This window comes from Sphaerisporangium viridialbum, assembly GCF_049674955.1.
GTDB classification, from domain to species: Bacteria; Actinomycetota; Actinomycetes; order Streptosporangiales; family Streptosporangiaceae; genus Sphaerisporangium; species Sphaerisporangium viridialbum.
The window spans coordinates 9,695,083-9,713,598 of sequence record NZ_CP187232.1; the positions used below are offsets into that span (position 1 = coordinate 9,695,083).

Consider the following 18,516-nt stretch of genomic DNA (forward strand, 5'->3'; position numbering starts at 1 on the left):
GCGGCGGGACCGGCGTCGACAGCCTGGCCGGCACCTGCGCCGACTGCGACGGAACCGGAGCAGACAACCACGGGGCATAGCCCCGGCACCCCCGGCGTGACCGCACAACCGCCAAGTCACACGCCACGTCGGGGGCCATCCCCACACCGAACCTCGGAAGACCCGGAAGGGACACGCCCCATCATGCCCAACACCACCAACTCACACGCGGTAGCCGGGATGATCGCCCGACTCCACGACCCCCAATACCCCCGCTGGGCCGCCCAGATCAGAGCCACCGGCGGATGCCGCCAGCCGATCCACCTGCGCGGCCACGTCCTGCACGTCGACCAGGCCACCGGTCGACTCCTGCACCGCTACTCCACCGCCACCGAACCTGACGGCGTTCTGCGAGTGCCGTGCAAGACGCGGCGGGCCTCCCGTTGCCCCTCGTGCGCCGAGACCTACCGGGCCGACACTTACCACCTGATCCGGGCAGGCCTGGCCGGCGGCAAGGGTGTCCCCTCCTCCGTCAGCGCGCACCCGTGCCTGTTCGTCACCCTCACCGCTCCCTCGTTCGGGACCGTCCACGCTCGGCGGGAACGGGACGGCAAGCTCCTGCCCTGCCACCCTCGACGAAACGCGCAGACCTGCCCGCACGGGCGGGTGATGTCCTGCACCGCCCGGCACGGCGCCGACGAGGAACGCCTCGGCGAACCGCTGTGCCCGGACTGCTACGACTACACAGGCTCCGTCTACTTCAACGCTCTCGCTCCCGAGCTGTGGCGGCGCTTCACCCTGGCCCTTCGTAGACACGTCGCCAAGCTCACCGGCTACAGCCTCAAGGGGTTACGCGAGGAACTGACGATCTCCTTCGCCAAGGTCGCCGAATACCAACGGCGGGGCGTCGTCCACTTCCACGCGGTGATCCGCCTCGACGGACCAGAGGGGCCGGACGCCCCACCTCCCGCCTGGGCGACTTCCGACGTACTGACCGCGGCCGTACAGCACGCACACCAGGCCATCACCGTGACCGCCCCCGCAGTCGACAGCAAACCGTCCGTCGTCCTGCGCTGGGGCGCTCAGCTCGACGTCCGCCCCATCACCCTCGGCGGTGACCTCACCGACCAGGCCGTCGCCGGCTACATCGCCAAGTACGCCACCAAAGCCGCCGAATGCGTCGGCACCCTCGACCGACGCATCAACGCCACCGAAGACCTGGCCGCGCTCCCCATCCGCGAGCACCCCCGGCGCCTGATCTCCGAGTGCTTCCGCCTCGGTTCCCTTGACGAGCTGGGAGACCTCCGGCTCGCCGAATGGGCACACATGCTCGGCTTCCGCGGGCACTTCTCCACCAAATCCCGCCACTACTCCACCACCTTCGGCAAGATGCGCGCCGAACGCGTCGACCACCAACGCGACGAGGCCGTCTCAACCGGCCGACTCCCCCTCTTCGACGAGGACACCGTCCTCGTCATCGCCCGCTGGTCCTACGCCGGAAAGGGCCTGTCCGCCGGCGACGCCGTCCTCGCCGCTGCCCTCACCAGATCGCCCGCGCCCGATCACTCCACCCGTCTGGAGGCCTCACATGGATGACCTCGTGCTCACCGTCGAAGAGGCCGCCAAACGACTTCGAATCAGCCGATGGACCCTCTACACCCTGATCCACTCCAACCAGCTCAAGACCATCAAGATCGGCCGTCGTCGCCTCGTCCCCATCGACTCCCTGGCCGAATGCATCGACTCCCTCAAGGCGGTGGCGTGATGACCAAGACCAAGCTCAGTACCCCCGAGGAAGGACCCAAGAGCCGGAAGAATCGCGCGTCCGGGAAGCGGTCCAATGGTGAGGGAACGATTGCCCAACGCAAGGACGGTCGGTACGAGGCGAAAGTCTTCGTCCCCACCACGGCAGGCACGGTCAAGAGGGTCAGCGTCTACGGCAAGACTCGCGAGGAGTGCCACGCCAAGTTCATCGAACTCAAGGCACAGTCTGACCGGGGCATCCCCGTAGCTGCCGAGAGTTGGACGGTCGGTGACTACCTGGCCTACTGGCTGGAGCACGTAGTCCGGGCCGAACGACGTCCTAAGACGGTGCAGGGATACGAGGGGGTGATCCGGCGTTACCTCGTCCCTTCTCTCGGCCGGAAGCGACTCGACAAGCTCAACGCGGCCGAAGTCCGCCAGTTCGTCACGTCCCTACGGAACGGCTGCCAGTGCTGCCAGCGAGGATGGGACAAGGCTCGTACGCTGGCCGAGTGCTGCGCCAAAAGGGGCGGCACCTGCTGCCAGTACACGATTCAGGCTCGCATGGTGCAGTTCATTCACGCAGTCCTGCGGAACGCTCTGGAGAACGCCGTCCGTGAGGAGGTGATTCACCGGAACGTCGCGAAGCTGGTAAAGATCTCGCCGCCCAAGTACAAGGTCAATCGAGGTCTGACGGTCGCTCAGGCCAAGGCCATTCTCAAGGCGGCAAAGGATCACCGCCTCGGCGCCCTGTACGTGCTCGCGGTCTGCCTCGGCCTCCGGCGTGGGGAACTCCTCGGGCTTCGCTGGGAGGACATCGACCTAGAAACCGGAACGCTAGAAGTGATCCAGACCCTCCAGCGCGTCGGCGGCCGACTCCAGTTCGTGAAACCCAAGACGGAAGACTCCGAGCGCACCATCCCGCTTCCGCCGATCTGCCTCAACGCTCTGAAGGAGCACCGCAGGCGGCAGTTCGCGGAGCGCTCCCAGTGCTGGCCGGACTGGGAGGATCACGGGCTCGTGTTCCCCTCTCGGCGCGGCACACCCATGGAACCGGACAACCTACGGCGAAGCTGGGGAGAGATCCGCACCGCGGCCGGGCTCGGAGCCGTACGGCTTCACGACCTCCGTCACACCTGCGTGAGCCTCCTGCTCGACCTCGGCGTACCTCCCCACATCGTTCGGGAGATCGTCGGACACTCCGACATCGAGGTCACGATGACGATCTACGCCCACTCATCTCTCGATGACAAGCGCACGGCCCTCGGCAAACTGGGCGATGCCCTCGGATAGCCACTCACAGCGCCCTACCAAGCGCCCCCGGACCTAACCGTGCGGGGGCGCTTCTGTCACTTTCGGCCGAACCGCTTGCGTAGCCGCCACTCGACTCCTATGGTCTACATATTCATCCTATGATCCTATGATATAGGAAGCAGTTCTAGCCCTAGTGGAATGGAACTAGACCCAGCCCTTTTTGAAGGAAACGAAAGGACGTTTGTTATGTCGGCTCAGTCCCAGGCAGATACGCCAGACCGCGAGGCACTGATTCAAGCGTTGCTAGCTCTCGGGACACACACTCACGCACGGCGTCTACGTCTTGATGACCTGCAGCATGAAGATGAACACGTTCTGGAGGGGATGCTACTTGCCGCCGCGGAGCAACTTGCTGATCGCTCACGCAAAGGTGTGGGTCCAGGCAGGAGCCGTGGCCATGAGTGCGTGAGGGGCTACATGAAGTATCTCGTGAGTGACGATCTGACCTGGTTCTTCCGGGAACGGGATCGTCGCCAACTGGCAGACAGCGACACATACAGGTCCCTAGCAGGGATCATGCGCCTCTAACGGTTGTCGTCAGCGTTGTCGTCAAACCTAAACAAGAACGCCCCGCGCACAGTGTGCTCGGGGCGTTTTGGCTGTTCAGGTGGTGTGGTCAGGGGCGGGGTCGAACCGCCGACCTTCCGCTTTTCAGGCGGACGCTCGTACCGACTGAGCTACCTGACCCGGTGGTGATGAGACATCCACCAGAGCGGTCCTGACGGGACTTGAACCCGCGACCTCCACCTTGACAGGGTGGCGAGCACTCCAAACTGCTCTACAGGACCTTGCTTGCCGGGAGTCTATGACTCTCGGCCTTTGCGCTCGCTTAGCCTACCAGCTCTCCGGAGATCTTCGACCTTCCGTCTTACTGGTGAGCGTCAGCTCACGCGTGCCCCCAACGGGATTCGAACCCGTGCCGCCGCCTTGAAAGGGCGGTGTCCTAGGCCGCTAGACGATGGGGGCTCAGGGCTCTCGCCCTGGTTCCGTGACGCCTTCCGTCGGAGACCTCTGAAGCATAGGGGACGTGGGCCCTCGATGCCAAAGTGGTCATCGCCGGAACGGCGACTCGGTGCCGGAACCCTCTCCCGTTGGCGACGAGGTCGGAACCGGCTCCGGGGAAATTGTACGGCCAGGCTCGCTCTCCACGTGACGTTGGATCTGCACCCATTGCTCCCCAAGGCCTCCAAGCGTCACGTCGTCCCAGGCCTGGAGGCGACGGGAGGTCATGTCGAAGTAGAGCACCGTGGCCTGGATCGGCGTGGGCTCGTCGTGTTCGAGTCCCCGAAGGCCCGCTCCTCCGGTCGATCCCTGGATCATCAGCCGGGTGCCCGAGGGAAGCATCTCGGTCGACCGCTCGTGGACGTGGCCGGCCAGGACCAGCGGCGATGCCCCGCCGAACGCCCGTCCGACCGTGGGGTCGTGGACGGCGACGACGTCTACGGGGATCTTGTTGCCACCGGAATCTCCGGAAGTGCCGGAACCTGCCGGATTCGCCGTGCTGTTCGTCAGCTTGGACGACGGGGACGGGGATGCCTCGATCGAGGGCTTCGAGGCAGCCGGCTTCCCGTCGTCGCCCGCGGGTGTCAGGCGGGCGGCGTGAGCGCGTCCGAGATCCAGCAGCATCTGGGCGTCGGATTTGACGTCAACGGTCTTGTCGGGCGTGAACCGAGGGTCACCGACGCCGTAGATGCGCAGGCCCTCTACGGTCTTCTCAGCGCCGTCCAGGACTATCGCGTTCTTCTGCCGGGCGACCGCCCGCTGGGTGGCGATGGAGTCATGGTTCCCGCGGACGTACACGTACGGAACCCCGAGCGTGCCGATCTCCTCGACGAACTTGTTCTCCGCCTTCGTCCCGTGGTCGGCGATGTCACCCGTGTCCAGGATCAGGTTGATCTTAAATTGATCCTTCAGCGAGCGGATCATGTTCCAGGCGACCGGATTGAGGTGGATGTCCGAGACGTGCAGGACACGCAGGGTGTTCGGATCGGGCGAGTACACCGGGAGCGTCGTTCCGGCGTGGTAGAGCTGGGAGACGTTGGTGACCAGCTTGGCGAGCTGGCCTCGGTACTCCGAGAAGCGCGAGACGATCGACTCCGCGCTGCCGATGAGCGAGGGCACACCGGTGAGCAGGCCGGTGTACCTCGGCTCGGCGATGGACCGGGGGTTGAAGGTCATCACCGACAGCAGACCGACCAAGGCCACCGCCGTGAAACTACCCAGACCCGTCCACAGCGCCCGCCGCCACTTCCGGAAGACGATGAGGCCGGTCACGAGGCCGCCGACGACCGCGAACACGACGGCTCTGATGACGAGTTCCCGCAGTCCCGCCTGGAGGTCGGCCTCGATGAGGTCGGGCAGCGTCTCGGCCCAGCGGGGGCTCTCCAGGAGTTGCTGGGCGACGTCCGCGTGGATGCCGTCGAGGCTGAGGCTCAGCCGTAAGGGCCCGTGGTGGGAGTCGAACCTCAGGGTGCCGAGGGGCCGTACGTCCACGACCGTCTGGCCGCCCCAGGACGGTTGCAGGCTCATCCCGATCTGCGCGGGACCCACTGTGGTGCTCACGTGGGCGCCTATCGCGATCCCCAGCCAGGCCCCGGCCACCGCGACGATGCCGATCAGCAGGACGTTGGCCGTCCGGCGTACGGCACGTCGCTCGTTCACCCGCCGGGCGGCTTCCTTTAAGCGCATGAAATTCATCGTCGTCTTGCCTACCCGAAAACACGGTCCGACTCATAGCCGCCACGAGTCATGCTCGGTGTCGGTGATAGTCAAGAAAGCTTCTGCCCCGCCTCGGGCGCCCGGCACCCCCCTGACCGTACGAGCTACCGCACCCTCGCGTACCGGTGACACGATTGAACGGTGATCGAGGTTTCGCGGGAGAAGTTCGAGGAGCTCGTTGCCGAGGCGCTGGACACGATCCCGCCCGAGCTGGCGCGTGTGATGGAGAACGTGGTGATGGTCGTCGTGGACGATCCACCCGAGCCAGGGCTTCTCGGGCTGTATACCGGCATCCCGCTGACCGAGCGGGGTGAGTGGTACTCGGGCGTCCTCCCCGACCGCATCGAGATCTACCGGAACTCGATCTGCGGGATCTGCGAGACAGAGGATGAGGTGGTCGAAGAAGTTCAGATCACCGTGGTCCACGAAATCGCTCATCATTTCGGGATCGATGATGACCGTCTCCACGAGCTCGGCTGGTAGGCCCGGAACGGCGGCTTCTCTGTTACAGCTCGCCTACCCGGCGGGACTCCTCTGGACATATCCGCTGATAACGGCCTTGCGCTGAGATCCGTACGGCCAGCAGGGTTGCGCAACCGCGCCCGCAGTCGGCGCCGTAGGTGACATACTGAACACGGTCTGTCAGGAACGGCCCAGCGAGCGCAGCGGAGACATATGGCGGCCACGAGGCCAGGCCGGCTGCCCGGGCGGCACCGCCGATCGCCGGAAAGCCAAGCGACGTACAGCGAGGTCATCGCCATCGGCGAGTTCCGTGCGCTGTGGGTCGGTCAGTGCCTTTCCTTGCTCGGCGACCAGCTTGCCCAGGTCGCGCTGGCACTCCTCGTGTTCGAAAGGACTCGCTCCCCGCTGGCCACCGCCGGGGTCTACGCCCTGACCTACCTTCCGCCGATCGTCGGCGGACCACTGCTCGCGGGGCTCGCCGACCGGTTCGCGCGGCGTCAGATCATGATCGTGTGTGACCTCACCAGGGCGCTTCTGGTCGGTCTGATGGCCGTGCCCACCATGCCGTTCCCTGTGCTGTGCGCACTGGTCTTCTGCGTGGTGCTGCTCAGCTCGCCGTTCACGGCCGCCCGGGCGGCGCTGCTGCCGGAGATCCTGGAGGGCGATCGGTACGTAGCGGGCTCGGCGCTGCAGAACATGACCAACCAGGGCGTGCAGATGCTGGGCTTCGCCGCCGGGGCCGGGGTGATCGCGACCATTGGCGCCTATCGTGGCCTCGCGCTGGACGCGCTGACCTTCGTGGCCTCGGCGCTCATCCTCGCGGCCGGCGTGCGGCGGCGTCCCGCGCCTGACCCTGAGGACGATACGCACGCTTCCATGTGGGCGATGACCAAGGCAGGGGCTCGGCTCGTCTTCGGCGACAGGCGGCTGCGCACGCTCGTCCTGTTCGCCTGGCTCTGCGGCTTCTACGTGCTTCCCGAGGGCATCGCCGTGCCGTACGCCGCGACGCTCAGCGATGATCCGAGAGGCGTCACGCTGATCACGGGCCTGCTCATGGCCGCCATGCCGACGGGGACGGTGCTGGGGGCCTTCGCGTTCAGCCGGTTCGTGGCGCCGACCGGGCGCCTGCATGCCATGGGGTGGATGGCGATGCTCAGCTGCGCCCCGCTGATCGGGTGCGCGATGCGGCCTCCGCTGGCCGTCGTGCTGGCCCTGTGGATCCTCGCCGGGGTGGGTGGGGCGTACCAGCTCGCGGCGAATGCCGCGTTCGTGCAGTGTGTGCCTGCCAACCGCCGGGGCCAGGCCTTCGGGTTGGTCCAGTCCGGCTTGCTCGCGGCCCAGGGCATCGGCATCCTCATCGGCGGCGCCGCCGCGCAAGCACTCGGCCCAGAGCCGGTGGTCGCCCTCGCCGGAGCGGCGGGGCTCTCCGTGGCCGCGCTACTGGCCATGCTCTGGACCGAGTCTCGTACCGAGATCATCACCAGGGTCCGCACCCAGGTGACCTAGGCGTTCGTGGGGGGCTCGTCCACCGGCGACTGCGGCCGGCTCGTCGGCGACTGCGGGTGCGGCTGGGGAGCCGGGGCGGCGTAGGGGGCCTGGCCCGCCGAGTACGGCGACTGGTCGGCGTAGGACGGCCGGTCGCTGTACGGGGAGGCGTCCTGGGGCCGCGACGGCTGCTGCCAGTAGGACGAGACCTGCTGCCAGGTGGACCCTGAGCCGCTCTTCTGCTTGTTGATGAGGTCCTGGACGATGGAGGTGTTCTTGCCCTCTTCGGGGATCAGCAGCCACGCGACCGCGTAGATGCCGACGCCGAGGCCGCCGAAGAAGGTGGCGACGGCGAGTCCGAGCCGGATGATGTTGGCGTCGATGCCGATGAACTCGCTCGCACCTGAGCACACGCCGGCGACGATCCTGCCTTCGCGGGTGCGGCGGAGTTCCTTGGTGGTGGAATGGCCCTGAATGTTCATCTCGTTCATGGCTCCAGACTGCCCTGAGGGGCCCCGTTCGCACATCGGGATTCCCCCTGGCCCGACCCTGGTGACTCCCTGAAGCCTGCTAACGTTCAAGGAACCGCTTGGGCCTCACCCTGACAGGGAACCACGTCGAGTGAAGGCCGTGTCGCCCGACTCCAGACCGTATCGAAACGGGCGAGAGGGGAAGGCAGTCGCGCAGGGGGCGGTACGCTCAGTACCCTGCAATCTAGCTGGGCCGCTAGCTCAATGGCAGAGCTGCGGACTTTTAATCCGTAGGTTCAGGGTTCGAGTCCCTGGCGGCCCACCACCTAAATCCCCCGCGACCTGGGGGTACTTCTTCCCCCGGAATCCGTAGGTGCAGGAAGGCCAACAGGGGAGACCGAAGGGGGACCGGCAGTCTCAGACGCCTCCCCCACGGCGACCTTCCGGGGGACCAGCGCGGCGATCGCCTCAGCCGCCTCGTGGGCCACCTCGGGCATGACGGTGGTGTAGGTGTCCGCCGTGATCGACAACGAGCTGTGCCGCAGCATGGCGCTCACGATCTTCATGTCGACGCCGGCGGACAGAGCCAGGGTCGCCGCGCCGTGCCGGAGGTCGTGCAGCCGGATCGGCGGCAGCCCGGCTTGGAAGCTGAGCCGCGCGAACAGCTCGCTGACCGACGCCGGGTGGATCCCGCTCCCGTCTTCCCGGGTGAAGACCCGGCCCGTCTCCTGCCACGCCTCCCCCCAGGCGAGCCGCTTCCCGACGAAAGTGCTGGGCACCCTCGTCGACCTCCTTCCGGCGGGGTGACCGGGTGGATGACCTTGTAACGCCCCCTGCAGACTGCGGCTGAGGACGACCATGAAGGGACCCGGCACCGGCGGGAACAGCTTGCGGCCGACTTGGCAACAACAGGCGTCCTGATCCAAAGCCCGAGAGGCCCCGCAGAATGAGTGAGACCAGCCGACAAGGTGATCGGTGAGCGGCAGGAATACATTTTTGACCGCAAGACCTATGTGTACCTTGGTGAGCGCAGCGTCGTCACCGATGCGGCCAAGGTCGGAGCACCGGTGGGAAGCGTGCTGACCTCCTCGGCCCAGCTGAAGGTCTCGGTCGCCGATCACGCCCCTGCCGTTGTCGACGAGGACTGACTTACGCGGTGCAATGCAGGATCCATGCGGCTCCCGGCCCCAGACGTTCGAGCCGGGCGAACGGCGGGAGCCGCCCGGCGTGACGGCAAGGCCATGGTCTCGTATCCATGCTTTCGAGACGCGACCCGGGTACCGCCGCGGCGGAGACATCCCCGCAGGTCGGCCAGTCTCATAAGTTAGTCCCGAAAGTGGTTCTCATAACCCTTGTCACGACGTCAGCTTTCGATACCGCCGAGGTCATCGACGCCGCCCGCGATGCTCTGGTCATCGGCGTCAGCTGACCACCCGCTGCTGTCCGTGACGTACGCGGCCTGTGCCGGTCACCGGACCGGCGGCTGGGCCAGCCAAGGCTACGAGGCTTGGATGAGGAAGACGCCGAAGATGTAGAACGGCCAGGTGAACCACTCGATCGCAGTGGCGGCCAAAGCGCCGGTACGAGCCGTTGCCTCTTGTCAGCGGCATCAAGGGAAGGCGATCAGTGGGGCAGGTGCGTGAGTCCGACCTGACCCTCGATCAGTGCTGCTGAACGTAGCGAAGCCCCGACTGGACGCCGGGGCTTGGGGTTGTCGGGCCTACATCAGCGTTCAGTGTTGCACCTGTCGCGGAACTCGACGTCGCTGGAGTCGCCCTCGGCGCGTCGTCGGTAGCGGGCGATCTCGCGTACGGCTGTCGTGATCGCTGCGATTGAGGCGAGTACAGAGGCGAGATGCTCCAAAACGTTGCTGATTGTCACTATGGCTCTCCTGCCAGTCCCGGCCTGGATGAGCAGGTAGATCTCCCGTAATAGGGGCTCAGCGCATCCAGAGTTTGTGTCCGTACGCTGGAGGTCTCTTCCGTCGCCGATATCGTGAGCCGACAACAACAACGAGGAACGCATCCGCCACGCCGCCCGCGATGCTCTAGTCATCGTAATCAGCTGAGCGCCCTGCTGCTGTCTGTTACGTATGCGGCCAAATAATGATGCAGATTCTCGGCCAAGCTGCGTTGCAGGTCACACTCAGCGCCCGTCACGCGCCCGTACACGCGCGCGTAGGGCTGTCGCGAAAGTCGCGAAACTCCTCCCGCGCGGGCGCGCGTAGGAGTGTCCCGAAAGTCCCGAAAGACGACACAGCCGATCACCCCCCGGAGTCGACGATGGCGTACCAGCAAGGCCCAGGCGGACCTCACCCCCAGTACAACCCCCAGCAGCCCCCACATCTCCAACCGCCGCAGCGGCGGCTGAAGAAGGGTTCAGTGGCTTAGTTGTCGCTCTTGCCCTGGTCGGCGGGCTTGCGGTGGGCTGCATCGGCGGTGTCGGTATCGGCGTGGCCGGCTCCGCCGGCAAACCCAGCACGACCACGGCCAACGCGCCTGCGGCCGGTAGCGAGCCAGCTTCCGAAGAGACGAGCGCGGAGCCTGCGGCGGACTACACGCCGAAGCCAAGCGACTTCAGCATCAAGATCAAGACCATCAAGCAGGCATGCTTCGGCAGTGCCGGATGCAACGTCACTTTCCGGATCGACCCCACCTACAACGGTCCGGAATTCGCCTCAGACAAGAGCTTCACCGTCTCGTACAGGGTAACTGGCGGCGAAGACCCCAAGATCAGTTCGTTCACGGTCGACGGCGATCAGATGCACTATGACTCCCAGGAAATGATCTCCACGTCATCCTCCAGCACGGTGCTGAAGGCCAAGGTCACTCAGGTTCTCTGAGAAGACGGCCTTACCTGCGGATCGAACACCTGGTCTGCAAGAGCAACGTCCACCGCCTGCTGGTCTCCACGCTCGGCCCGCGCGCCCGGGCCGAGTGAGAGCAGGCAAACGACAAGTCCGGGGATGACAAAGGTGATGAGATCAAACACGAGAGGATCGTAGATCCTGCCGCCACTTCGATGGCGGTGATGCGGTTGGGAAGCCTTGGCTGTACAGCCATGACTACAGCCAAGGGGACGGACACCCCCACGGGCGTGGGAGGACACCGGTCCAACTCCTGGTCGCCGTATGACGCTGGGCCTGCACCCTCATAACGGTGCAGGCCCAGCGCGGTGGTGTCACTTAGGTGATACCAGGGTCAGTTCACTTGATGACTGCGAGGGCGTCGACGACACCAGCTCCGAAGAAGCTGTTGTCGCCGACGGTGCCGGTGCAGGCCACGGTGTTCTGCGGGCACGGCTTGGATCCGGCCCGCGCCTTGAGCTCACTGATCATCTCGGCCGGCGACCAGGACGGGTGCGCCGACTTCATCTGCGCCATGACGCCGGCGACGTGCGGGCTCGCCATCGACGTACCGCTCTTGGTGCCGTAGCCGTCGGCCCCCGTCCGGGTGTTCCACGTCGTCGAGTAGATCGACGAGCCGGGAGCCGCGACGTCGATCTTGCCGAGGCCGTAGTTGGAGAAGGACGACCGGACGCTGTCCAGCGTGGTGCCCACGCGCTGTAGGGATGCGACCGTCACGACACCGTCGAACTCAGTCGGGATGTCGTTGCAGCGGTTGTTGATCGTGCGCACGGTCGGCTTCGGCGCGTCGTTGGGGCTGCCCGTGTCCACGGTCTTGTTGGCCATGTCGTAGTTGGAGTTGCCCGCCGCAGCGACGTTGACGACGCCCTGCTTGGTGGACCACCCCACGGCGCGCCGGACGGCCTCCTTGCTGGCGGCCTGGTCGGGCTGGTCGTCACACCAGAACTCGAACGGGTCGATGTAGTAGGAGTTGTTCGTGACGTCCATGTGCTTCAGGCCCGCCCACATGAAGCCGCAGATGGCGTACTCCGGGTAGATGTAGCCATCGTTGTTGACGACCTTGACGGACGCCAGACGCACGTTCGGCGCGACACCGACGATGCCGATGTTGTTGCGGGCGGCGGCGATGGTGCCGGCGACGTGCGTACCGTGGTCGCTCGTCGTCGGGCGCCAAGCCAACGGGGTCTGATCCGGACGGCCGACGTTAGTGCAGTTGACCGAGTTCGCGACGTCGATGTTGGCCTTGAGGTCCGGGTGTGTCGGCGAGATGCCGCTGTCGAGCACCCCGACGAGGACGTTGCGGTTGCCGTCGGAGATCGCCTGCGCCTGCGGGGCCTTGATCATTTGCATGTCCCACTGGACGCCCTCGTTGGGGTCGAGGCTCTCGCTAGGCTGCGGGTCGGACGGGATGTCGCCGTTGTCCGGCTTCTTGGCACCCTTCTTGTACCCGCTGGCGCCGGGGCCCCACGGCGGGGCCAGGCCGGCGGGCGTCCCCTCGGAGACCCCGGCCGTACGGGTGGCGCCGACGGAGGCGACCGCGTTGCCGCCCTTGGCGGCGACGTTCGCGCGGAAGGCCGCGCGGTCGGAGTGGGCGACGACCACGCCAATCTCGGGCCAGGACTGGACGACAACACCTCCGGCGGCCTCGACCGCGCGCTCAACGAGACGAGTTTGGCCGGGGTTCGCGATCCGGGCGTTGACAACGTAGCTCATGAGCATCCCGTCGGGGATGTCCACGTTGACCGGTGTCGACGTCGGCTCGTCGGCGGTGGCCGCGCTGGCCGAGCCGATCGCGCCTCCAAGGAAGGCGGCACCCACCATGGCAACCGCCGCGGCGGTGGCCGCGAGGCGTCGCTTGGGCAGGGCATGCTGCATGCGTTGCTCCTTGAGCGATGAGGCCGCGGCATCCATCGCCGCGGTCTGGCTGGCCCCGATTCCGAAAGCCCGAAATCGCCCCGAATCCAGCCTTTAGAGTTGGTTGGTGACGGTAACAGCTCGATCGTGAATTGTTCAAGAGTCTTACCAAGGCGGAAGCGCTGGCCGGACCAACCTGCTGGCCGGCGATCAAGCGCACAAGATGGTCATCTTCCGAATGGCGCTTCCGGGCTTCGTGTGGGTCCGGTGGGGGTGATCAAGCGCCGGGGGCGCAGGATCGATGACGGGGAACCGCTCACGCTCGCCGAGATCGGAGAGCGGGTGAGTGGCGGCGGGTGAACCAGCCGAATCTGGCACGTTGGCCTGAACTGATGACCATGGCACCGCACTTCAGATGGAGGAAGGGAAAGGACTGGCGAGCGGCGGGGCCGGCGACGATCGAGCTGACCACAGGGGCCAGGTTGCGCCCGTATCTCGCTTCCCAAGATCTCGTAGAGTACTGAGGGGAACGACGACGACCCTGGTAATCCGACCAGGCACGCAGAGCCCTCCGAAGAAGCCTGAAGGGCTCACAGGAGCACATGCGACTGGTCCACATCTACGGCTGACCTGGGCAGGAGTCCGCCGGCCTGGACAGCGCCACCACATGGGCGGCAGGCCGGTGGGATACTCACCGAGTGCCATCCCATATCCCTCGTGAGGACGCCAGCTACCTTGGTGGTGCCATGCTGGCACTGGTTCTCGTCTCGGCTGATCCGATCGAGATGCTTCCCGCGTTCCAGCTTGATGCGGACAGGCCGTTGCTCTGCGATGGCTGGCAGCTCCTGGCCGGATTGACCGTCTCGGTCGTCGACGGACCCGGTGATTCCGGAATGCTGGTCGAAGGCGTCATCGGTCCGGATGAGGCTGAAGAACGTACCGCATGGCTGGACGCCGTAGACCATGCCGGTGGCGCGGTGGTGCTGGTCGTGGACTCGCAGAGCCCGGTAGACGACTGGGCAGCCCTGGCCGGCAGCGGAAAGGCCTGGGGTGGGTTCGTATCCGCGGTTCAACGCGCCGGCTGATCAGCGAGGGACGACGCCCACGTGCCACCCCGTGATGGTCACCCGATCCAAGAGATCTTGCTAACGCCGTTGCTAACAACGTCCCTGGACGCCGGTGGACACCAACGGAAGCCGATCGAGGAAAGGTGGGGTCTGAGCTGGCACCCGCAACATCCGTAGACGTCTATGGACGATCGTCGGCCGACTTTTTAATCCGTAGGTTCAGGGTTCGAGTCCCTGGCGGCCCACCCTTGATGACCAGGGCAGACTCCTAGATCTCATGATCGGGAAGCCTGCCGGGGGTCGCAGTTGTCATCGCCGGGGCGCAGCCGCCGGCCTCAGCCATCCCACAGCCCCGCGAGGCAGTGCTTCGCAGGGCTGCCGTTGTCCATCGGGGCTAGCCGATGCGGCTACTCATCGGAGCCGCCGCCGTTGCAATACTGCTGTTCCCACTTTGCGGTCCTGAAGCTGTAGCAGTAGTAGCAGCCATCCTCTCTCCACTTGCACAGGCCGGGATTGGGCTGGGCCGAGGAGCAGATGTTCGGCACGGAGGCCTGCGCGGTGCCGGTGACGGTTCCGGTGACGAGGAGCGTGGACGCCGCCAGCACGACGGCGAAGAGCAAACGCTTGAGCATCAGAGATCACTCCCTGAGGTGAGGCCGAACCCCGATTGACGGGGATGACGAGCGTCGGTTCCGGGTCCCGGGATACGCCGATGCATCGCTGACATCACTCAGACTAATCGCAACATCAGACGAAATCTCCCAGCCAGCGGCAAAACATTATTTCTGCCACATCACTCCATAAATGGGATCATCCGAATTTATCAGATAAATGCGGCATTGTGCCCCAGCTAGCCGCTGCGGGCCTTCGAGCCGCAGATTCGTACCGCCGACGGCAGCTTGGATGGCACTTCCCCGGGGGTTTCAATGCGGCGCCACATGGACGGAAAATGACGGGCAAGGAAATCAGCAACATTGTTGGCAGACTCCGGGAAGAGAGACGCCAAACCGCTCCCACGCCGTTGTCTCAGCCCTCTCAGCCGAGCAGGAGCAGCCTCGCGGCCGTATGACCGGCGTCGTGAACGCGAGCGTCCTTTCACCTCGCGGCCATGCCGAGTCCCTGGCGCCCCCTTCACACTCTTCTGACCCCGCCATTGACAGCGGGACCGGCTGATCGTAACCTCAGCGCGAGCCCACTGTTAGTAAACTTTCTTAAAGAAAGGACCTTTCGGTCCCCACGATGGCACGGAGGCGGATCGTCCATCGGCACGTACGCATGGCAGGCCACGGCACCGGCGGCCATCACCACTCTCGGCACCAGTCACCCCCCACCACTGAAGGATCCCTGTGCCCAGACATTTCGTGAAACGCTCCCTCGCCGTACTCTTCGGCATCACCGTCGCGGCCTCCATCGGCTTCGCCGTCAGCCCTGCCAGCAGCGCCGTCGCCAAGCAGGCCGCCGCCGCCCCGTTCAAGGTGCTCGCCTTCTACAACGGCACCTGGGACGCCGCGCACATCGACTTCGACAAAGAGGCCAGGGAATGGTTCCCCACGGCCGGCGCCCAGTACGGCTTCACCTGGGAGGCGACGACCGACTGGAGCCGCCTCAGCGCCGCGGGCCTGTCGCAGTACAAGGTCATCATGTTCCTGGACGACGCCCCGCCCGCGAGCCAGCGCGCCGCGTTCCAGACGTACATGCAGAACGGCGGAGCCTGGATGGGCTTCCATGTCAGCGCGTTCACCACTGACCCCAACTCATGGAGCTGGTACTACAACACCCTCCTGGGCTCGGGCGCGTTCCAGACGAACACCTGGGGACCGACCGCCGAGACCCTGAAGATCGAGGATCGCGGCCACCCGTCCACGGCGGGACTGCCGGCGACCATCCAGTCCTCGGTGAGCGAGTGGTACTCGTGGAGCCGCGACCTGCGGCAGAACCCCGACATCGACATCCTGGCGTCGATCGACGCCTCCAGCTTCCCGGTCGGCACCGACCCGAACCAGCAGTGGCGCAGCGGCTTCTACCCGGTCATGTGGACGAACACCAAGTACAAGATGCTGTACGCCAACTTCGGCCACAACGGGATGAACTACACCACGAACACGCGTACATCGTCGACCTTCGCGAGCGCCCAGCAGAACCAGTGGCTGATCAACGGCCTGCTCTGGCTGGCCGGCGCGGGCGGCACCACGCCTCCCACGACAGAACCGATCTCCCCGACGACGTGGTACTCGGTCGTCAACAAGGGCAGCGGCAAGTGCGTCGACGCCCGCGCGGCCGGCACGACCAACGGAACCGCGATCCAGCAGTACACCTGCAACGTGACCAACGCTCAGCAGTACCAGTTCGCGCCGACGAGCGGGAGTTTCGTCCGCGTCAACAACCGCGGCAACAGCGCCCAGGCGCTCGACGTGACCAACGTGTCGACCGCCGACAACGCCCCGATCCAGACCTGGACGTACGGTGGCGGCAACAACCAGCAGTGGCAGCCGGTGTCCGAGGGTGGTGGCTACTACCACTTCGTCAACCGCAACAGCGGCAAGTGCCTCGACGTCCCCGCCGCGTCGACCGCTGATGGGGTCCAGCTCGTCCAGTACACGTGCAACGGCACGGCCGCCCAGTCCTACCGGCTGGTCGCACAGAGCTGAGGCGGCAGGCTCGCCGCAGGAACCCTTCGAGCGCCGCGATCGGCACGAGCATCACCACGAGCGCCCAGTCTCGCCACACCCGTAACGGAGGGTTGGGGGAACGCGGCTCGTCCCACATCGAGCGAAGAAGGGCGTGCACCCGCTCGTAGTACGAGAGCGGGTGCCGCTCCGAATCAGCCCAAAGTACGAGACGCATATTTCGCTAGGCGCGTGCCGCAGGTGTTGGCGTCGTTGATCACAACGCACGAATTCCTCGGCGACAACTTTGAAGGGCCCGGCGTCCTGTCGTGAAAGGAAAGAGATGCCGCCTTCGCCGGCATAGGGCCCTGAAAGATATGGAGATCGAAGGCCTACGGGACACGACCCTAGGGCGTGCAAACCGATCAGGCTGCCGAACAACCATTATCGCCGGATTTCATCACACCGCCCGTACTCGCCGAACCACCATTCTGGAGTTGACTGCCGGCACAGCGTGAGGCGGCAGCGTCGGACGTGGACTTTTGATCCGTCGTTCGGGGACCGTGAGCGGGTGCGGGGCAGCAAATCGTTCGATGCGACCGTGGAACACCTCGCGAGCACCGGGCGTGCCGCATCATCGATGAAGCAGGCGACGCCATGACCATGCTCGTCCATATCACCGCGGCCAAGAACGTCCGCTCCATCCGGCGCAGCGGGATCCGGGCGCAGAACCTCGGGCACGACCGCCCGGGCGGGGTCTACTGCCTGCCCGTGCTGCCCTCCTAAGAGATCAGCAGCGCTGATGAACGGGCCGTTATGTTCCCGGGGGAAAGGGCTCCGGGCATTCGGGGAGACGTCCGGAGGCCTCGGAGCCTCGGAGGAGGCGGTCCTCCAGTTGCGTCTCGGCCGCCATGCGGGCCGCGAGCCCGTCCAGCGTGGCCGCGCACCGCACGTTGCAGAGCCCGCGTTGGAGGAGTTCGCGAGAGATGCCGTGACGGCGCACGGCGTACCACCCGCCGCCGACCGCGTCGGAGACCAGCCAGTGCCTGCCGTACTTCACCCGCAGCTCCGCCAGCGTCACCGGCATGGTCTGTCACCCACGCGGACACTCGACGGGAATACCGGAAGCCGCCCATTCCAGGCGGCGAAAGCCGACGATCGGCTCGGGGGGATGGCCACACGCCAAGGTTAGGGAACTTGACGTGATCATTCAATTACACCCAGTAGTTACGGCCGTGAGTGGCCAATGCGCGCGAGGCGTCCCACACCCCGATGTGGTGGGCCGGTCGTCGCTCGATCACGCTGTACGTATGCACGCGAACGAGCTGACGGCGACGCGGAGGTCCCTCCACGCGGTCGCAGAGTTGATCATGGCGGGGCCGCAGTACCGGCAGAGCGGGACAATCCGTCTCCGGGTCACGCCGGGAGGGTTCGCGACGGTCACCGATCCTGACCTGCGCGTCGATGGGCACGAGCTGGTGGTGGGAAGCGAACGCCTGCCGCTGGACGGGAGATCCTTCGATGATCTGGGCAGGGAGACCGGTGCGGGTGCCGGCGCCCCGGAGAATCTGTACACCGACGGCTCGGGGGCTTCGCTGGACGACATCCTGACCGTGGACGCCGCCGCGGCGGAGCACCTGGAGAAGAGCCTGGCCCTGGGCGACCGGGCGTTGCGCGCGTTCGCCCCCGAGGCCACGCCAGTGCTGTGGCCCGAGCATTTCGACCTCGGCATAACGCTCGACAAGGTCAACTATGGCGTCTCGCCGGGTGACGGCTACCTCGATGTCCCCTATGCCTACGTCAACCCGTGGGAGCCGAGGAGCGGTGGCTTCTGGAACGCGCCCTTCGGCGCGGCGCACCCCCTCAGCGACCTTCCTGACCTTCCGTCGTTCTTCGCGGAGGGCCGGGAACGGGCGGCGTCTCCTGAGGCCTGAGCAGTCCTACGACGGCCT

At 65.8% G+C, this 18,516-nt stretch carries 19 protein-coding genes and 4 tRNA genes; 12 read left to right on the forward strand and 11 right to left on the reverse strand.

Features of this window, described 5'->3' with window-relative positions:
- Positions 1 to 219: 219 nt before the first annotated feature.
- The 3 genes from ACOZ38_RS43650 to ACOZ38_RS43660 are packed head-to-tail and all read left to right on the forward strand — an operon-like array spanning position 220 to position 3,015.
- Positions 220 to 1,575 (forward strand): replication initiator, encoded by a 1,356-nt coding sequence (locus tag ACOZ38_RS43650; protein ID WP_424536690.1) that lies wholly within the window; start codon positions 220 to 222, stop codon positions 1,573 to 1,575.
- Complete coding sequence (locus ACOZ38_RS43655; RefSeq protein ID WP_424536691.1) at positions 1,568 to 1,744, forward strand: helix-turn-helix domain-containing protein; 177 nt, start codon at positions 1,568 to 1,570, stop codon at positions 1,742 to 1,744. The genes ACOZ38_RS43650 and ACOZ38_RS43655 overlap by 8 nt, the downstream gene beginning before the upstream one ends.
- The gene (locus ACOZ38_RS43660; protein WP_424536692.1) at positions 1,744 to 3,015 is read left to right on the forward strand and encodes a tyrosine-type recombinase/integrase; all 1,272 of its coding nucleotides are present in this window, start codon (positions 1,744 to 1,746) and stop codon (positions 3,013 to 3,015) included. Before ACOZ38_RS43655 ends, ACOZ38_RS43660 begins: the two co-directional genes overlap by 1 nt.
- Before the next feature lie 634 nt (positions 3,016 to 3,649).
- Here ACOZ38_RS43660 and ACOZ38_RS43665 read toward each other — a convergent pair.
- The 4 genes from ACOZ38_RS43665 to ACOZ38_RS43680 all read right to left on the reverse strand — a co-directional run bounded on the left by ACOZ38_RS43665 (position 3,650) and on the right by ACOZ38_RS43680 (position 5,733).
- Positions 3,650 to 3,723: transfer RNA gene (locus ACOZ38_RS43665), tRNA-Phe, on the reverse strand.
- A gap of 26 nt (positions 3,724 to 3,749) precedes the next feature.
- Positions 3,750 to 3,824, reverse strand: a tRNA-Asp gene (locus tag ACOZ38_RS43670).
- Positions 3,825 to 3,929: 105 nt separating this feature from the next.
- A tRNA-Glu gene (locus ACOZ38_RS43675) sits at positions 3,930 to 4,002 on the reverse strand.
- 84 nt (positions 4,003 to 4,086) lie between these two features.
- Positions 4,087 to 5,733, reverse strand: a complete 1,647-nt coding sequence (locus ACOZ38_RS43680) for a metallophosphoesterase family protein (RefSeq protein ID WP_424536693.1) — start codon at positions 5,731 to 5,733, stop codon at positions 4,087 to 4,089.
- Positions 5,734 to 5,895: 162 nt separating this feature from the next.
- Here ACOZ38_RS43680 and ACOZ38_RS43685 point away from each other — a divergent pair, with 162 nt between their 5' ends.
- Positions 5,896 to 6,237, forward strand: coding sequence for a metallopeptidase family protein (locus tag ACOZ38_RS43685; RefSeq protein WP_405142464.1), 342 nt, complete (start codon positions 5,896 to 5,898; stop codon positions 6,235 to 6,237).
- A gap of 192 nt (positions 6,238 to 6,429) precedes the next feature.
- Complete coding sequence (locus ACOZ38_RS43690) at positions 6,430 to 7,722, forward strand: MFS transporter (RefSeq protein WP_424536694.1); 1,293 nt, start codon at positions 6,430 to 6,432, stop codon at positions 7,720 to 7,722.
- Here ACOZ38_RS43690 and ACOZ38_RS43695 read toward each other — a convergent pair.
- Positions 7,719 to 8,192, reverse strand: a complete 474-nt coding sequence (locus ACOZ38_RS43695; RefSeq protein WP_424536695.1) for a PspC domain-containing protein — start codon at positions 8,190 to 8,192, stop codon at positions 7,719 to 7,721. The genes ACOZ38_RS43690 and ACOZ38_RS43695 overlap by 4 nt on opposite strands.
- Positions 8,193 to 8,421: 229 nt before the next feature.
- Here ACOZ38_RS43695 and ACOZ38_RS43700 point away from each other — a divergent pair.
- Positions 8,422 to 8,496, forward strand: a tRNA-Lys gene (locus tag ACOZ38_RS43700).
- Between the two features lies 1 nt (position 8,497).
- On the opposite strand, the gene ACOZ38_RS43705 is transcribed toward ACOZ38_RS43700, so the two are convergent.
- The gene (locus ACOZ38_RS43705; protein WP_424536696.1) at positions 8,498 to 8,950 is read right to left on the reverse strand and encodes a tyrosine-type recombinase/integrase; all 453 of its coding nucleotides are present in this window, start codon (positions 8,948 to 8,950) and stop codon (positions 8,498 to 8,500) included.
- A gap of 171 nt (positions 8,951 to 9,121) precedes the next feature.
- On the opposite strand from ACOZ38_RS43705, the gene ACOZ38_RS43710 reads away from it, so the two are divergent.
- Complete coding sequence (locus ACOZ38_RS43710) at positions 9,122 to 9,319, forward strand: hypothetical protein (RefSeq protein WP_424536697.1); 198 nt, start codon at positions 9,122 to 9,124, stop codon at positions 9,317 to 9,319.
- Positions 9,320 to 9,896: 577 nt separating this feature from the next.
- Here ACOZ38_RS43710 and ACOZ38_RS43715 read toward each other — a convergent pair.
- Positions 9,897 to 10,052 (reverse strand): hypothetical protein, encoded by a 156-nt coding sequence (locus ACOZ38_RS43715; protein ID WP_424536698.1) that lies wholly within the window; start codon positions 10,050 to 10,052, stop codon positions 9,897 to 9,899.
- A 541-nt stretch (positions 10,053 to 10,593) separates the two neighbouring features.
- Between ACOZ38_RS43715 and ACOZ38_RS43720 the strand changes: the two genes are divergently transcribed.
- Positions 10,594 to 11,013, forward strand: coding sequence for a hypothetical protein (locus ACOZ38_RS43720; protein WP_424536699.1), 420 nt, complete (start codon positions 10,594 to 10,596; stop codon positions 11,011 to 11,013).
- Here the strand turns inward: ACOZ38_RS43720 and ACOZ38_RS43725 are convergent.
- Positions 11,001 to 11,162, reverse strand: a complete 162-nt coding sequence (locus ACOZ38_RS43725; RefSeq protein ID WP_424536700.1) for a hypothetical protein — start codon at positions 11,160 to 11,162, stop codon at positions 11,001 to 11,003. The two genes, ACOZ38_RS43720 and ACOZ38_RS43725, sit on opposite strands and share 13 nt — an antisense overlap.
- Before the next feature lie 214 nt (positions 11,163 to 11,376).
- Positions 11,377 to 12,912: a S8 family peptidase gene (locus ACOZ38_RS43730; protein WP_424536701.1), complete on the reverse strand. Its 1,536-nt coding sequence runs from the start codon at positions 12,910 to 12,912 to the stop codon at positions 11,377 to 11,379.
- A 725-nt stretch (positions 12,913 to 13,637) separates the two neighbouring features.
- On the opposite strand from ACOZ38_RS43730, the gene ACOZ38_RS43735 reads away from it, so the two are divergent.
- The gene (locus ACOZ38_RS43735) at positions 13,638 to 13,976 is read left to right on the forward strand and encodes a hypothetical protein (protein WP_424536702.1); all 339 of its coding nucleotides are present in this window, start codon (positions 13,638 to 13,640) and stop codon (positions 13,974 to 13,976) included.
- A gap of 389 nt (positions 13,977 to 14,365) precedes the next feature.
- Here the strand turns inward: ACOZ38_RS43735 and ACOZ38_RS43740 are convergent, their stop codons facing one another.
- Positions 14,366 to 14,590 carry a hypothetical protein gene (locus ACOZ38_RS43740; RefSeq protein WP_424536703.1) on the reverse strand — a complete coding sequence of 75 codons (225 nt, stop codon included), beginning with the start codon at positions 14,588 to 14,590 and terminating at the stop codon, positions 14,366 to 14,368.
- A 714-nt stretch (positions 14,591 to 15,304) separates the two neighbouring features.
- On the opposite strand from ACOZ38_RS43740, the gene ACOZ38_RS43745 reads away from it, so the two are divergent.
- Entirely contained in the window at positions 15,305 to 16,606 is a 1,302-nt protein-coding gene (locus ACOZ38_RS43745) for a ThuA domain-containing protein (RefSeq protein WP_424536704.1), read from the forward strand.
- A gap of 615 nt (positions 16,607 to 17,221) precedes the next feature.
- Complete coding sequence (locus ACOZ38_RS43750) at positions 17,222 to 17,350, forward strand: hypothetical protein (RefSeq protein WP_424536705.1); 129 nt, start codon at positions 17,222 to 17,224, stop codon at positions 17,348 to 17,350.
- A 28-nt stretch (positions 17,351 to 17,378) separates the two neighbouring features.
- Here the strand turns inward: ACOZ38_RS43750 and ACOZ38_RS43755 are convergent, their stop codons facing one another.
- The gene (locus tag ACOZ38_RS43755) at positions 17,379 to 17,651 is read right to left on the reverse strand and encodes a hypothetical protein (RefSeq protein WP_424536706.1); all 273 of its coding nucleotides are present in this window, start codon (positions 17,649 to 17,651) and stop codon (positions 17,379 to 17,381) included.
- A 223-nt stretch (positions 17,652 to 17,874) separates the two neighbouring features.
- On the opposite strand from ACOZ38_RS43755, the gene ACOZ38_RS43760 reads away from it, so the two are divergent.
- Positions 17,875 to 18,498, forward strand: coding sequence for a hypothetical protein (locus tag ACOZ38_RS43760; protein ID WP_424536707.1), 624 nt, complete (start codon positions 17,875 to 17,877; stop codon positions 18,496 to 18,498).
- Positions 18,499 to 18,516 lie beyond the last annotated feature (18 nt).

Bases quoted from the DNA above. Each gene is read 5' to 3' on its own strand.
- ACOZ38_RS43655 (WP_424536691.1), top strand. From the start codon at position 1,568: ATGGATGACCTCGTGCTCACCGTCGAAGAGGCCGCCAAACGACTTCGA.
- ACOZ38_RS43760 (WP_424536707.1), top strand. From the start codon at position 17,875: ATGCACGCGAACGAGCTGACGGCGACGCGGAGGTCCCTCCACGCGGTC.
- ACOZ38_RS43695 (WP_424536695.1), bottom strand. From the start codon at position 8,192: ATGAACGAGATGAACATTCAGGGCCATTCCACCACCAAGGAACTCCGC.
- ACOZ38_RS43740 (WP_424536703.1), bottom strand. From the start codon at position 14,590: ATGCTCAAGCGTTTGCTCTTCGCCGTCGTGCTGGCGGCGTCCACGCTC.
- ACOZ38_RS43690 (WP_424536694.1), top strand. From the start codon at position 6,430: ATGGCGGCCACGAGGCCAGGCCGGCTGCCCGGGCGGCACCGCCGATCG.
- ACOZ38_RS43735 (WP_424536702.1), top strand. From the start codon at position 13,638: ATGCTGGCACTGGTTCTCGTCTCGGCTGATCCGATCGAGATGCTTCCC.
- ACOZ38_RS43680 (WP_424536693.1), bottom strand. From the start codon at position 5,733: ATGAATTTCATGCGCTTAAAGGAAGCCGCCCGGCGGGTGAACGAGCGA.
- ACOZ38_RS43730 (WP_424536701.1), bottom strand. From the start codon at position 12,912: ATGCAGCATGCCCTGCCCAAGCGACGCCTCGCGGCCACCGCCGCGGCG.
- ACOZ38_RS43755 (WP_424536706.1), bottom strand. From the start codon at position 17,651: ATGCCGGTGACGCTGGCGGAGCTGCGGGTGAAGTACGGCAGGCACTGG.
- ACOZ38_RS43650 (WP_424536690.1), top strand. From the start codon at position 220: ATGATCGCCCGACTCCACGACCCCCAATACCCCCGCTGGGCCGCCCAG.
- ACOZ38_RS43750 (WP_424536705.1), top strand. From the start codon at position 17,222: ATGACCATGCTCGTCCATATCACCGCGGCCAAGAACGTCCGCTCCATC.
- ACOZ38_RS43660 (WP_424536692.1), top strand. From the start codon at position 1,744: ATGACCAAGACCAAGCTCAGTACCCCCGAGGAAGGACCCAAGAGCCGG.